This is a genomic window from uncultured Nostoc sp. (assembly GCF_964245575.1).
GTDB lineage: Bacteria > Cyanobacteriota > Cyanobacteriia > Cyanobacteriales > Nostocaceae > Nostoc.
This window is the reverse complement of record NZ_CAXTNP010000067.1, coordinates 1-14,867: the sequence shown is the minus strand read 5'-3', so window position 1 is coordinate 14,867 and position 14,867 is coordinate 1. Positions and strand designations below refer to the sequence as shown.

10 protein-coding genes and 3 pseudogenes are annotated in these 14,867 nt (G+C 39.8%); 5 read left to right on the top strand and 8 right to left on the bottom strand.

Annotated features, from left to right (window positions below; translation table 11 throughout):
• Window positions 1-35: 35 nt before the first annotated feature.
• The 3 genes from ACFFAP_RS13100 (at window position 36) to ACFFAP_RS13090 (ending at window position 7,431) form a co-directional block, all read left to right on the top strand.
• Window positions 36-2,027: a dynamin family protein gene (locus ACFFAP_RS13100; protein ID WP_375511625.1), complete on the top strand. Its 1,992-nt coding sequence runs from the start codon at window positions 36-38 to the stop codon at window positions 2,025-2,027.
• A 216-nt stretch (window positions 2,028-2,243) separates the two neighbouring features.
• Complete coding sequence (locus ACFFAP_RS13095; RefSeq protein ID WP_375511624.1) at window positions 2,244-5,213, top strand: CHAT domain-containing protein; 2,970 nt, start codon at window positions 2,244-2,246, stop codon at window positions 5,211-5,213.
• A gap of 16 nt (window positions 5,214-5,229) precedes the next feature.
• The gene (locus ACFFAP_RS13090; RefSeq protein ID WP_375511623.1) at window positions 5,230-7,431 is read left to right on the top strand and encodes a caspase family protein; all 2,202 of its coding nucleotides are present in this window, start codon (window positions 5,230-5,232) and stop codon (window positions 7,429-7,431) included.
• 49 nt (window positions 7,432-7,480) lie between these two features.
• On the opposite strand, the pseudogene ACFFAP_RS13085 reads toward ACFFAP_RS13090, so the two are convergent.
• From ACFFAP_RS13085 to ACFFAP_RS13065, 5 genes and pseudogenes are all read right to left on the bottom strand, one after another.
• Window positions 7,481-7,612 (bottom strand): annotated as a pseudogene (locus ACFFAP_RS13085) (transposase family protein); the annotation flags it as partial.
• A 431-nt stretch (window positions 7,613-8,043) separates the two neighbouring features.
• The gene (locus tag ACFFAP_RS13080) at window positions 8,044-8,355 is read right to left on the bottom strand and encodes a hypothetical protein (RefSeq protein WP_375511622.1); all 312 of its coding nucleotides are present in this window, start codon (window positions 8,353-8,355) and stop codon (window positions 8,044-8,046) included.
• Between the two features lie 553 nt (window positions 8,356-8,908).
• Window positions 8,909-9,275 (bottom strand): annotated as a pseudogene (locus ACFFAP_RS13075) (transposase); the annotation flags it as partial.
• A 322-nt stretch (window positions 9,276-9,597) separates the two neighbouring features.
• Window positions 9,598-10,458: a sulfurtransferase gene (locus ACFFAP_RS13070; RefSeq protein WP_375511621.1), complete on the bottom strand. Its 861-nt coding sequence runs from the start codon at window positions 10,456-10,458 to the stop codon at window positions 9,598-9,600.
• 653 nt (window positions 10,459-11,111) lie between these two features.
• Window positions 11,112-11,255 (bottom strand): hypothetical protein, encoded by a 144-nt coding sequence (locus ACFFAP_RS13065; RefSeq protein WP_375511638.1) that lies wholly within the window; start codon window positions 11,253-11,255, stop codon window positions 11,112-11,114.
• Window positions 11,256-12,136: 881 nt separating this feature from the next.
• Between ACFFAP_RS13065 and ACFFAP_RS13060 the strand changes: the two genes are divergently transcribed.
• Both ACFFAP_RS13060 and ACFFAP_RS13055 read left to right on the top strand, forming a co-directional pair.
• Window positions 12,137-12,475, top strand: a complete 339-nt coding sequence (locus ACFFAP_RS13060; protein ID WP_375511620.1) for a hypothetical protein — start codon at window positions 12,137-12,139, stop codon at window positions 12,473-12,475.
• Window positions 12,472-12,906 (top strand): transposase, encoded by a 435-nt coding sequence (locus tag ACFFAP_RS13055; RefSeq protein ID WP_375511637.1) that lies wholly within the window; start codon window positions 12,472-12,474, stop codon window positions 12,904-12,906. Before ACFFAP_RS13060 ends, ACFFAP_RS13055 begins: the two co-directional genes overlap by 4 nt.
• Before the next feature lie 433 nt (window positions 12,907-13,339).
• Here ACFFAP_RS13055 and ACFFAP_RS13050 read toward each other — a convergent pair whose 3' ends face one another.
• From ACFFAP_RS13050 to ACFFAP_RS13040, 3 genes and pseudogenes are all read right to left on the bottom strand, one after another.
• Window positions 13,340-13,675: an SDR family oxidoreductase gene (locus tag ACFFAP_RS13050; protein ID WP_375511619.1), complete on the bottom strand. Its 336-nt coding sequence runs from the start codon at window positions 13,673-13,675 to the stop codon at window positions 13,340-13,342.
• Between the two features lie 396 nt (window positions 13,676-14,071).
• Window positions 14,072-14,413: a 4Fe-4S binding protein gene (locus ACFFAP_RS13045; protein ID WP_375511618.1), complete on the bottom strand. Its 342-nt coding sequence runs from the start codon at window positions 14,411-14,413 to the stop codon at window positions 14,072-14,074.
• Window positions 14,414-14,441: 28 nt separating this feature from the next.
• A pseudogene (locus ACFFAP_RS13040) lies at window positions 14,442-14,867 on the bottom strand (hypothetical protein); the annotation flags it as partial.

Below are 14,867 nucleotides of genomic sequence, written 5' to 3'. Positions count from 1 at the left end.
CTGTTTGAAATTCTGAAATTTTTTGGAGGTTAATTATGATTCAGACTACTACCCACGAACAGTTTGACTTGTTTCAACAACGGCGGAAAGCTTTAGTTGCTCTCATTCAGCGCCAGCTAAATGTATTAGATTCCTTGGATATGAAAGGTTGGGAAGAAACACTGCATAAATTGGAAACTCGTGTTCAGGCAGACAGCTTTAAAGTACTAGTTTTAGGAGAATTCAAGCGCGGTCAAAGCACTTTTATTAATGCCATGCTAGGCGCTGAAGTTTTGCCTGCTTATGCAAAGCCTTGTACCGCTATTATTAATGAGGTAAAATGGGGAGATCCCAAACGTGCTTTACTGCATTACATTAACTCTACAGATAATGGAGTAAAGCCAGCCAAGGAAATTCCCATTGCTCAAATCGAAGAGTATGTGGTAATTAAAGAGAACGTAGGTGAAATCAAAGAAAACCCTTACGAAAAGTTAGAGTTACTCTGGCCTTTAGAAATTTGTAAAGATGGTGTGGAGATTATTGACTCTCCTGGACTAAATGAGCATGAAATTCGCCAGAAAGTCACAATGGATTACTTATCCACTGTTGATGCTGTTCTGTTTGTCCTTTCTTGTGAAGTTCTCGGTTCCCAAAGTGAACTTAATTTCATAGATAATAATTTGATTAGCATGGGACATGAAGATATTTTCTTCATTTGCAATCGAATTAAGCAAATTAGAGACAGAGAAAGAGAAAGTATTAAAGAGCATGCTTTTTCCAAACTAGTTTTTCGTAGCAAGCGTGGTAAAGAAAGTATATTTTTTATTGATGCTCTTGGTGTCCTTGAAGGTCGTCTAGAACCAGATGAGCAACGATTGAATCAATCTGGTGTACCTGAACTAGAGACAGAATTAGCAAATTTCCTTATTAACCAAAAAGGACGACTCAAAATAATCCAACCAGCCAAAGAAGTCAAAGGTGCAATTCGTGAAGCAAGACGAATAATTCCTGAGAGAGAAGAACTCCTACATACTAATGTAAAAACTTTGGAAGAACGATATAAAGTTGCCCAAGAACCATTGAGACTACTAGAATTAGAACGCCAGCAAATAGTCACCCGTGTATCTAACTTGATTGCTGATACAAAGCCATTTATACATCAAAAAGCACGGCAATTTTATCAAGAATTAGTTGATATAAAAATTACAGAATGGATGACACAATATGAAATTCAAGAGTCAGTTAATTTTTGGAAATTAGAATCGATGACTAGACAAATAGAAAAAGTAGTCGAAGAAGTTAAAACCCATCTTACTAACAAGATACAAATAGAATTTGTGACATGGCAATCTTCAGAACTACAACCATTTTTGAATGAACGATTAAACAAGCTCATGCTTGAATTAGACAGAATAGCAGAAGCATTTGTTAGAAATATAGAAAATTTACGCAGTGATTTAATTACTGGCACTTCTACTCTCCAAAATACAATAAGATATGAAGAAGCTAAAGTGTCTTTAGTTGAGCGTGTTCTTGCTACAGCTGGAGGCTTTTTATTTGGAAATGCGATTTCAGGAGTAATGGGAGCAGCTTTTGGTTATAAAGAAATGCTGAAAAGTTTAGTTCCACAAATAGCTTTAATAGCTGTAACTTATGTCTTTGCTATCAATCCACTTACTATGCTTCCGGTTATGATTATTGGTGGTCTTGCCCAAAGCGCTTTGAAAATTCAGTCAACTAATGAAAAAATTAAGAAAGCAGTAACTGACAAATTTATCGACCAAATTCGTACAGACAGTTACCAAAGAGCCGACGAACTCAGTAATTCTGTTGTCGAGCAAATAGGCAAGATTAAGGATGCTATTGATCAAGAACTCGGTCAGGAAATTCAAAATATTCGAGATCAGGTAGATTCTATTCTGTCAGAAAAGCAAAAAGGGCAGGAAAATGTCGAAGATAAATTGCATGATTTGGCATCTATTCGCAAGAATTTAGATGAAATTGATAGTGAATTAGATGAATTAATTACACAAGTAGCGACTATGTAAATTATTCTTCCCTTTCTTCAGTAAAGTCGGAACTTTCCTTAGCTGGGGGACTTAATACTATGGGCGCGGTGACAAAAAATTAAAGCTAGTTTAGGTAAAGTTTTTAAGTTACTGGGCTTGGCACTTTGTGATCGCTACCCTAACGCTCCCCCAGTTTTGAATAATTTTTCCGACTAATGTAGTGCTTAGTGTTGGTGACTGTTATAGGTATACTTTATGAATGAAAATCGTCGTCAAGCTTATCTGAATCTGATTGAAGTGCTGTTAAGCCGTCTTAGCAGTGAAGAACCAGCTATTTTGAAAGCTAACCAAAACTTGATAGATGGTGGGTTAGTACAAACAATGCTAGATTATGCAATAAATCTGGCAATAAAAAACGACATACAGACCTTTGAGCGCTTAATAAAAATTGTTGTTAATCTGTTAATTACTCTGAGAAATGCTAACTTTGAAAGTCAGGAGTTTACCAAGGCAATAAAGTACTATGAGCAGCTTTTGACCATCTGTAAGGAAAGAAGCTATCAGCAAATAGAAATGATGCTGCTGTACTATATACGTTTCTTTTACCGTTATACAGATGACTATGCCAAGGCGATAGAATCAGGTCACCAGCTTTTGGCGATCGCACAAATCTTTGAAAATCGGCTTTTTGAGGCTGAAACTATGTTCCATCTAGGATTTGATTATCAAGGCTTGAGGGATTTAGACAGTGCAAGAAATAATTACGAGCGGGGTTTGGCGATCACTGAACAGATAGATGGCGAAGCTGGTAAGAAACTACTTGTAGATATTCTCAATACTTTAGGACACTCTTATAATCCTCCCTATGACTGGGGCTTAGGCACAGCTATAGATATCTGCACAAAGAGTTCAAGAATCGCTCTTGAGATAGGCTATCGTCACGGAGAGGCAGTTGCTCTAACCTGTATAGGAAAAGCTCATTATTCGGCTGGTGGTGAGTCAAGGAATTTCCCTGAGGCAATTAGGTGTTACGAGCGAGCTAAAATCATCTTCCAAGAAACAGGCGACCTCGAAAAAGAGGTGGATGCTCTGTACCATTTGCAAGATTCTTATAATTTCACGAGCAATTATGCCCAGGCGATAGAGTGCAACAATAAAATTTTGACCATTGCCAAAAATTTAAACAATCGCCTTTTAGAGGCTCACACTCTATTTGATCTAGGAAGAAGCTACGATGCCTTAGGTCAGAGGGAGAAAGAGAAAGCGAAAAATTACTACCAGCAGAGTTTGGCGATCGCCAATTTGATAGATAATCAAACTGCTCACTGGTTGCAGGTACGCAGTCGGCAAGGTTTGGGAGGCTATTACATAGTTAATGGGGACTTAACTCGTGCGGAAACATGTTACCAAGAAAGCTTAATAATTGCCGAGAATATAGGCGAAGAACAGGGACAAGCCAATGCCTTACAAGCTTTAGCTGAGATTTACTATTATCAAGGAAATTTAAATCGGGCGTGGGAGTACAACGAAAGGAGTTTGACGCTTAAAGAGAGACTACAGGATCAGATTGGTAGAGGAAATTCTATTGGCTTTCGGGGAAGTATTTATCTTTTAATCGGTGAATATACCAAAGCACTAGAGTCTTTTGAGCAGAGTTTACAAGTTATGGAGGAGATCCAAGAACTTTCTGGAAAAGCAAGTACTCTCACAGACATAGGACTTACTTATTTGTACTTAAATCAAATTGAAGAAGCAGAAAGTAAACTACGCCAGGGAATTGAGCTTTGGGAGTCTGTACGAGAAAGCTTGGGCGATCATGACGACTTTAGGATATCAATCTTTGAACAGCAAGCTAGAACTTACAATTTACTATTAGATGTCCTTATTGACCAAGAAAAACCCTTACCAGCCTTGGAAATTGCTGAACGCAGTCGAGCTAGGGCGCTTGTGGATTTATTGAGCAGGAAGTTAAACGGGCAGTTAGCTGAAACAACTATTACTTCTCCCACTATCCAGAAAATTCGACAAATCGCTAAAAATCCGACTATCCAGGAAATTCGACAAATCGCTGAAAAGGAAAATTCCACACTGGTTGAATATACAATCATTAAGCGTGGAAACCAAAAATTAGAAAGTATTTTTATTTGGGTTATTGAACCTACTGGTAAGATTACATTTCGCCGCAGCGATTTAGAATCCTTGTCGCAGCAACAAGATATTTCACTTGCACAACTTATTATCAACAGTCGCAAGTCTATCGGTGTCAGAGGTCGTGCTAGCTTAGATATCGTCTATGATGCACCAGAACCAGACGAAACACAACGCCTCCAACAACTCCACAGCCTGTTAATCAAACCCATTGCCGACCTTCTGCCTTCTGACCCCAACACCCACGTTATCTTCATTCCGCATCAAGAACTGTTCTTGATTCCCTTTGCAGCACTACAAGATGACCAAGGCAGATACTTAGTCGAAAAACATACAATTCTAACTGCACCTTCGATTCAAGTGCTGGACTTAACTCAAAAGAAACTAAAAGAAATTGAGAGTCGGAAGTCGCAAGCGGAAAAAACCTCCAATATATTGATTGTTGGCAATCCTGTCATGCCGTGTGTTTCTTTAAATATTGGACAACCAGCCGAACAATTAAAGAGTTTGCCTGGAGCAGAAAAAGAAGCATTGGCAATTGGCGAAGTACTTAATGTCCATCCATTGATTGGCGCTCAAGCTATTGAGTCAACTATTAAATTCAAAATGCCTCAGGCAGATATTATCCATTTAGCAACTCATGGATTGCTCGATTACCGACAACTCCAAAATGAATCAGGGCAAAGCTTACCTGGAGCCTTAGCCTTAGCATCGGATGGCAAAGAAGACGGATTGTTGACTGCGGATGAAATTTTTGACTTAGAAATTAATGCTTCTTTAGTTGTTCTCAGTGCTTGCGATACAGGTCGAGGAGAAATCACCAGTGATGGCATTGTTGGTTTATCCCGTTCCTTTATTAGTGCTGGAACCCCTAGCATTATTGTCTCTCTGTGGGCAATTCCTGATGCTCCTACTGCTGATTTAATGACAGAGTTCTATCACCAACTCAAGCTCAATCCGAATAAAGCCCAAACGCTACGCCAAGCAATGCTCAAAACAATGAAACGCCATCCCCTTCCGAAAGATTGGGCAGCATTTACCTTGATTGGAGAAACCCAAGGTACCGTTTTAAACTAATTAACAGGAAAAAATTATGATACAAAGTGCTAATCTCTCACAATCTAACACTTTCCCCCTCGCTACCCCTGGCTTAAACCAGCAAGACTTTCTCGAACAGGTAAATCCCTACCGTCAACTGCTGAGTCAGAATACCTCTCGCAAACTGGCTTTATTAATTGGTATTAATAACTATCCCCCTGGTATCCGCTCTTTGAATGGTTGTCTCACCGATCTGGAAATGCAACGAGAGCTTCTGATCCACCGCTTTGGCTTCAATCCTCAAGACATTCGGGAAGTAAAAGATCAAAAAGCCACTCGTAACAATATACTCGCTGCCTTCAAGGAACATCTCATCCAACAAGCTAAACCTGGGGATGTGGTAGTTTTTCACTTCTCTGGTCACGGTTCGCGAGTGATTGACCCCAACCCCATTGATAATCGTCGGTTAAACAGTACATTGGTACCATATGATAGCGCTACAGAAAACCATAATATAGTGCGAGATATTATGGGACGGACACTATTTTTACTAATGTCTGCGATCCGCACTGAGTACCTGACAGTTATTTTGGATTGCTGTCACGCTGGAGGAGGTACCAGAGGCAATTTAGTCATTCGCTCTGCTCGTTCAGCTGGCGGTGAGAACTTTAACGCCTGTCCAGAAGAATTTGAGTATCAGCAGCAGTGGCTTACAGAACTCAAACTCTCCCCAGAAGAGTTTCAGCGACGACGAGAACAGGGTATTGCCAACGGAGTAGCGCTGAGTGCTGCCAAAGACGAGCAATTTGCCACAGATGCTCCCTTTGGGGATTTTAGTGCAGGTGCCTTCAGTTATCTGCTCACTCGCTATCTTTGGCAACAAACTCGCAATGACGCTGTTGGTAAAGTCTTTATTAATTTAGCACTGCGTACTCACGATGTTGCTAAATCATCGCAGATTACTCAAGACCCAAACTTGGAAGTTAAGCCGGAAAGTAACAATGAGAAACAACTCCTTTACTTTAACGAGCAGGTCACTCTTGGTGCAGAGGGAGTTATCCGGAATTTGAAGGACGACCAGATAGAATTTTGGTTGGGTGGGGTGGCTTCTCAAACTCTGGAAAGTTTTCAACCTGGGTCGATTTTTAGCTTGATTGATAACCAAGGTCAGGAAATTGGACTCATCGAACAACAATCCTGTGTGGGATTAGTTGGCTACGGCAAAGTCGTCCAAGACACCCCACCTAATGTTGTTCAGCCAGGAGTTTTATTGCGGGAACGAGTGCGTGGAATACCTACTAACTTGACTTTGAAGGTGGGGTTAGACTCGTCTCTAGGTGCAGAAAAAGCCCAAGCAGAAAGAGCAATCGAAACAGTGAGGCGGATAAAAGTCGTGCCAGTAACACAACAGGATGTAGTGCATTACTTGTTGGGGCGCATTACAGAAGACGACTTTCGTTACCTCCAACAGCAACGCATTCCCGATCCACCCCCTGTAGGCGCTATCGGCTTGTTTACGGCAGGGCGAGAACTCGTACCCGATTCTTTCGGTCGTGCCGGAGAATCAGTAGAAGAGTCTATACAGCAGCGACTGCGAACACGCTTCAAGTCTTTATTGGCAGGGCGCATTTTGCAGATGCTGGTTACAGGTGAATCGTCTTCGCTAAAGGTCACTACCATAATCCAATCCGTGCATAATACAGCAACTGCTAACATTGTTTCTAGTCGGGATAATCAAGAATTCCAAAGCAGGCAATTTATCCAGGCTGTACAGTTCCAAGCACGGACAAACATTCAGGTTCAGGTAGAAAATAATGAAACCCGCAATCTCTACATCTGTATTGTATTAATCGACTCAAGTGGAGACTTGATTGTCTTGTTTCCCTGCGACTGGGATGCTCCAGAAGATGCGGCTTTGGTTTCTTCCGGAGAAAGGATTACTGTTCCAAAACCAGAAGACAATTTTAAATTCTACCTGCGCGGTCCTTCGGGCATCTTAGAAGTGCTGGTACTGGCGAGTGTTAAACCAGTCCGTAATGCTTTAAGGGGGTTACACAATATTGCCCGGAGTCGCAATGTTGGTAGAGGTGTTCCTTTGGGACTTTCTGAAGATGAACCAGTAGAGGTAATGGAGAGTTTACTCGGCGACCTTAATGAAATGGCTCGCGCTAGTCTTGACATAATTTCAAAAGAGGTACAAGCAGTAGATATGACTCAGATAGTAGGTATATCAGCTATGATTGAAGTGGTTGAATAGGAGGAAATATTCACATCTTGCGCCAGTTCAAAGTGCAGATCGTCTCGCCTACTCCACAAATTACAGCACATATAGCGATGCTAATCATATTGATTAATTTGTGTCGGAGAGTGCGATCTATTCGTGGATCTTCTATCACGGCAAAATGATCAGCAATTTTAATTTTAGGCTTGAGCTTCATAGAGAGGAGAATAACAATGTAATTCTTCTTTCTGCTTCCGTGAGAATACCACGTTTTTTGACAGGCAGCCGACGGCTGCCAAGCAATGTGGGTTCGTTTTTATAGTAAATTCAGTAGACCAAAAAGTTATGCGATCGCTTTGTGATGGATATCTACATCTCTGATTGTTGCCTAAAAACTGTAATTTTAGATACAGTTATGTAAAAATTGTCAATGAATTTTTACATAAGTAAAATTAATAATTTGGATGCAAAGGTAAGGGTAGCTTTCGCATCAGCACACTATTTTGGCACGGTGATGCCTACAAGCCTCTTTGTAAAAGGAGCTTTTTTCAACAGCAATTACTCTAGGGAATACCAAACCACCCTCCTGTATCTCCTCCTGCCCAACAATCTCCCTGACAAGCAGAGAAGGTTTCGTCTGCCAGTTGCTTAAACGTCTTCTGCTGCACTTATCTCTTGCCCTTCGTAGCCCAGAGGATGAAAAATTCTGCCAATATATTTTCCTTGTAAACGAATTTGTCCAATGACATAAATGCCTTCTCCAACGCTATAAACTCCATAAATAGTATTATGGGAGTAAATGGCAATGTAACCTCCATCCTTACCTTGATAACGATTTACTGTAGGCAATATCTTCTTTTGGTAGCCATGAAACGCATAATTGATAACACCTGCCTCACCTACGTACACTCGAAAATCTTCAGAAAGTATCCTGTTTTCCCAATCGATATTGTTTTCCATGTTATTTTTTTAAACTTAAGTAAAAGTCTTTAAAATTTGAGGACAGGGAGCTGAGTTACACCATGACAATTGTAATTAGCCAAATTGCAATAGTTGTCCGAAGTAATACTTAATTTTTTCAGAATTTTTATGCCATATCATATAGTATTTTTGATTTTTACTTGGTTTAGCAAAATAATTTATCTTTAAGAAGAAAACTATATCCTCAAGGATTGAACATGCAGTATGAATCGTCTGATAAAAATTTCATACGCATGGGAATCCCAAATCCTCAAGGTGCTTCAGGAAAATATTTTGAACAAATTTCTCATACTTGTGTGATGACTGGAATGCAAATCCGCAAGGCTGACATTATTGATGCAGTAACGCCAATTTTTCAACCTCTTGAGGCAGATCGCTCTATTAGATCCGAACTTTATATTGGGAAACAGCAGGGAGGACATGGAGGCGGTGGAGATATTTTCTTACAATTCGGGTATGTTATAGTTGATTTACGCTTTCAGACTGTAAACTACTACGAACATGGAGCTATTATTGCCCTTAGTCTGATTTATTCTGTTAAATATGTTGCTAATCTCTCTGCCGTGCATCGCCAAATTCATAATTAAAATCTATTGGTTCTTTATCAACTGTTTTTAATAACAGTTCAATATATTCAGGTGTGGCTTTTCGGTTATGCTTGTACCCTCGTTTATTATGTAAAGTTTCTAGGTTATTTGGATCTCCATGGATACACCAATATGCAACAGTTCTGGGGGAACAACCTAGAAATCTAGAAATTTATTGTTGTGTCGTGCCATCGTTTTGGAGCAAAATAATTAAAATTCTTTCTCTTACGTGTGGTAACTCACTCTCCTTAAAAGTCTGCTGTAGCTGAGTAACTTGTGACGAAGTTAAAAATTTTTGGCTGGTGGTGGCATAGTTACTTTCAATCGACTCTGCATCGCCAATAGTCTGGATTCTTTTATTTTTGCCAAATTGGGATGCTCCCGGGATAAAGCTGCTAGACAGATAGAACAGATAAATGTTGATGTTTGATTAAACAATAAACCTCAGAAATAAAAGGGATTAGTTCCTGGGAAGATTTGCAGTACTTGTAATGCACGAATTCTATGCCTAATCTTCTTCTTTAAAGTATAGTCGAAACCCCGCCTGCGATTACGCAGGGCAAATACACTTTAAAATATAAAAAAGATGTGCGTAGGTATAGCCCGCCGTAGGCATCGCTAATTATCAGCAAGCTTACACGCTAATTACTCTGCTATCAATGGGTAATGAAAAGTCACGAGACCATTCATTCCAAGAGCCAAAATAATTTCTAGCAGAAATTCCTGCCTCTTCAAGGGCTATTAATGTATTAGCAGCCCTTGAACCCTTAAAACAGTAAATGTACACAATGGACTCTGAAGTAATACCTATTGATTGACAAATTTCTCGGATTTCTTCTGGCGATCGAAACGTGGGGATTTCTGATTCAGAATTCATCAGACGATGCCATTCTAACCATACTGCATTAGGGATTCTACCTTTGCGAGGACAAAAATCAGGATTATAGGGAGAAGAACTCAGCCCAAGCCATTCTGAACTGTCGCGCACATCTAATTTAATAATTGCTGGATTGCCAATTGCTTGCAACATCTCGGTGGTAGTCACCATGATTTCAGCCTTGGGATGCAATCTAAATATGCTGCTTTCACGCTTTGGTACTTCATCGGTAGTAGCTAATTCTGCCTTGAGCCATGCTCTATATCCTCCATGTAAAATAGATATCTGAGCGCAACCCAAATACTTTAGCAAGAAAGCTGCTCGACAAGATTGACCATAACCTTTATTTAAAGCATCTTCATAAACAATTAACTGTTCTACACCAGATATTCCTACCCTGCTCATAATTTCTGCAAAATACTCTTGCAGTTCCTTTAATCCTGCTGGGGAGGAATTTTCTAAAAGATAGGTGAAAAAATCTCTAATATTTATGGATTGAGGAATATGAGAAATAACATAATCTTCTTGATTTCGCGTATCGATAATGACAGTACGTGATGACTTTTCTGCTAAGATTGACGTGAGTTCTTCAGGAGAAATGAGAAGTTTTGTATTCACAACTTCATGCTTCTGTTATTGAACAGTAAGCATTATCGCCCTTGGTAGATTTGCATTTTGGAGTGCAAATTACAGAAGAATGAATATTAAATGTTACGAGATAACTTTTGTGTATGTGTTTTTTGAAAATAAGATTACGAATCCAAAATCCAGAATTATGAATAATTTACTCTCGCCAAATTTAATTTACAATATTTCCATCTTCCCCAACTACCCTTAAATGCGGGTAACTGGGTTGATAATAATTTTTTGAGACATAAGCCTCTCTTTTAAGTAGTGAGTTGTGATTTTTCGAACACTATTTATGAGGGGACAATAAGTTTGTAGTCAAAACTTTAGTCCTGACTTTTTAAGCACTAAAGTCCCTAATTGTTTAATTAGTATGCAAAACAGATAAGCTGAAAAAGGAATCTACCAGCAGTAAAAAGTTAGTGATAGTAAAGTTGCCACGTCATCGTCCACAACGGAGTTTTGCAGATGGCCAGTGTATAATTGTGGAATGTGAGCTAGATAAGTATATCCATTGTGGAAAAAATTTAGTTAATTGCAGAGCCTGGCATAAGCGTAAAACTAACGCATTTGCCACAGTAAGTACAAATATCTGAGGTTCCCAAGGCTGATTTAAATCAGTGATTACATAAGAATTTGTTCCTCTACCCGTCAGTTCCTGGTGCAATGCTATGTAAAAAATAGCGTTGTACAGGAGTAGGTAATTCTGCAACCATGTCTTCAGTAAAACGATTTTCTGTTGGGACTGCTTCGAGCGATCGCCTACCAGATTCCACTATGTCTATCACTTTTATATTTTATCCTACACTGGATATTGCTATATGACTGCTATCTTCATCTTGTAGCGATAGATCATATTTATTATAGAGAACTTTCATGTGTCGGCTAAACTGTTCCTCTACAAAATACCTGCTGGAAAATTCACTTACAAAAGAAACCTGATGAAAGTGATAATCTAGATTCAGCAAGTTGTAAATAAGTCTTAAAAAATAATCATCTATCTAAAAATCAACATAAAATAGTGAAATACCATATTTTCCTTCTAACCTGCGATTTAAAGTTTTAAGTAACCAAGACCATTGAGGTTTGAGGGTCGGGTCGATACGATTTCCAAATACAGGATTAAAAAACTGATTTACTTGAGTTGTTTTCATATTAATGACTTTAGCTAATATATCTGCTGCCTTAAGTGGAGATGAATTAAACCAATAGTTAGCAACTACTAAATCATGTGAATAAGCAATTACAATTTTCGGGTTTTCTTTAATGAACTGCGAACGACAGACAATTCCTCTAATTGATGGAATTCTTAAACTAACTGTCTGAGACAGGAAGAGCTTTCTGACAAAAGCATATTCTCATCTAAAAGTACAATATCAGCTAGATTAATATCATTTATTTTAACTAAGCTATGCTTATTGAGATATTTACTTGCCGTAAAGGAGACAAGCAGCATTTTATGAGTTGTTAATCTAGTAACCCAAGTTGCCAGTTACAAAATCAGATTGGTGAAGTAGTGTCAAAAAGGCAATAAAATCCCTTCCAGGAATAAAAACGGAAGGGAAGATGCTAAACGAAATAATTACTGTCTATTATCATCAATGACTTGCTGTTCGCGTAGCGTCTCGAAGAGAAGGCAGTTGGGCATGAAGATAATTGTCGTCGAGATATGAAAGATGCAGAAATTATAACAACGGCAGTCTGCGCGGCGATGTTTTTTAATGGGAATCATAGCAAGGTTTGTAGCTATCTGAAAGACCATAATTTGATACCCAATATGTTAGAAAAGTCACGATTTAACCGACGAATACACGGTATCTCAATGCTGATTAATGATTTGTTTCATCAAATGGGAATGATTTTCAAAAAAATTAGTGATTGTACCGAATATCTTTTAGACTCATTCCCTGTACCAATTTGTGACAATATCCGCATCTTTAATGTCAAGTTAATCAACTCAGAGGAGTATCGAGCGGAGCCGGAGACGCTCCGCCTCCGGGTTATATAGCATCGAAGAAACGATACTTTTATGGTGTTCGGGTTCAGTTATTAAGGACGAAAAATGGTATTGCAGTGGAATTTGCGTTTATGCCTGGTAGTGCCAGCGATGTGCGTGCGTTAAATGCGTTACCTTTAAATCTGCCGCCTGGTAGTGAAGTTTATGGTGATTCAGCCTACACCGATTATAGTGTTCAGGATGACTTAAAACGAACCAGTCAAATTTCTTTGAAAGTCATGAGGAAAAAGAATTCCAAGCATCAAGACCCACCTTGGAATCAATATATCAAACAACATACTCGGCATTATATCGAAACCGTGTTTAGTGGTATAACTAGTTTTTTCCCAAAATCCATTCATGCGGTTACGTACCAAGGGTTTTTACTTAAGCTACAAGCATTTATTTTTTCTTTTACTCTTCGACAAGCTTTTAAAGAATAAGTAACTTATAGAACTTAAAATCATTTAAGTAAATGAATCCTCAATCAATTCTCAGGTGCGGTGACGCTACGCGTCACCGCCACTTTGTTGTACGCGTAGGCGTAGCCCGCCGCAGGCATCGCATAAATTGAGGGATGACAAGCACACCTCAGTCGATAACCCGCAACTTGGGTTAGATACTAGAAACTGGAACATCCTTCAATAAGTAAGTTTTTTACAATACAGCAGATTACAGAGGTGATTATCTACATAGTAGAATAGGCGTGGCAAGGTGTGCGTAAACGTTTAAAGCGGCTTGTCCCTTTCCATCGCTAGTTAACTCACAAATTAGTTTTATGTTTTAAAGTAGAAAGTAGCTGTGTTTTTGCCATTAGAATCTTTGGAATTGGGACATGAGTGTGGGAATTGTTAGCTGGTTGTACTGCATTAGATATCAGAAATGGGAAAGGTAGCCACCATCAACAGCTAAGACCTGTCCGGTGATGTAAGATCCGGCTGGAGAAGCGAAGAACACAACGGCACCTGTAATTTCTTGTGGAGATCCCCAACGCGCGAGAGAAGTTCTATATTTCAACCATTCCGTGACTGCTGGATCAGCAACTACATCAGCATTACTGTCTGTTGCAAAAAAGCCTGGAGCGACTGCATTGACTGTAATTCCAAAAGCCTCAAGTTCTGCTACAAGTGTACTGGCAATTTCTAGTCCCAAACCTTGTCCTGCTCCAGTTACTAAGGCAACTTTTCCAGTTAATGAGAACTCTGATAACATCACAATTCAAAGATAAACAGGATAAGCTTTTTCAAATCATTTTGCTGGGAATTATAAGGATATCAGCCCAATATCAATAGTTTGAGAACAGTGTTCTAATAATAGAAATGCCCTCACCAAAGGGCAAGGAGCTACACACTCAGAAAAAAGAATGCTGACGATGAAATTTAAATTTTAGTTTGTATTTGCCTTTCGTAGGACTGAGGCTGGTAAAACGCCGGATTCTGCAAGCCAAGCTCAGTCTTACAATCAATCAATCAATCAAAACAGCGAGTGAAACCGTGCAACTCGTGGCAGAAACACTTGAACATCGCTCGCCGGATGTAGCGAAAACGGCACGTCCAGATTTAACTAAGAGGTACGGGGACTATCCCCATCGACTCAATCCTACTGAAATTAACTTTGATAAGGGCGCGGCAGTTGGCGTAGTTGATGAGCAGTATCTAATTCACTATTGTTTTTTCTACCATATCCCCAACCCAAGATGCGACGATATTCACCCATGATGCCACTTTCAATTAAATCATCCTCATCGACTGCAACATTGGTATGAGATTCAGGTGCAACATAGAGTGCATCCGCAGGACAATATGCCTCACACATGAAACAAGTTTGACAGTCTTCCTGTCGGGCGATCGCGGGTGGTTGGTTGGGTACGGAGTCAAAGACATTAGTAGGACATACTTGAACGCACACATTGCAATTGATACAGAGTTTATGGCTGACAAGCTCGATCATTATTCTGCTCCTACTACAACTTTGATAATTAGAGTGTCGTTTGAGTGCTTAGTGTTGGTGGTGTAGCGATGGCGTTCCGCCCACCAGAGGCGATCTCTACGAGAGGCTGCGCCAACGCATCTTGAATCCAATCACGCCTCACCCAAAGTCTTTCTAAGCCGCCAGTGGCTTGGTAATAACGCTGATTTGGATCGGTTTCGGGATAGTCCATGCGAATATGTTCGCTGCGCGTTTCTGTGCGATGTAACGCGCTAAAATATGCCCATCGCGCTACAGCCGTGAGAGTAGCAGCTCGACGAGAAAATTCCACATCGCGCACTGTATCTTGTTTCGGGTTCCCTTGTACCTGCTGCCACAGCGTTTCTAATTTGGCGAGGGAATCCAGAAGTCCCTGCTCAGAACGGAATGGCACTAAGAAAAGCCGAAACCCTTGCGGTTTAAGCAGTTTGCAACT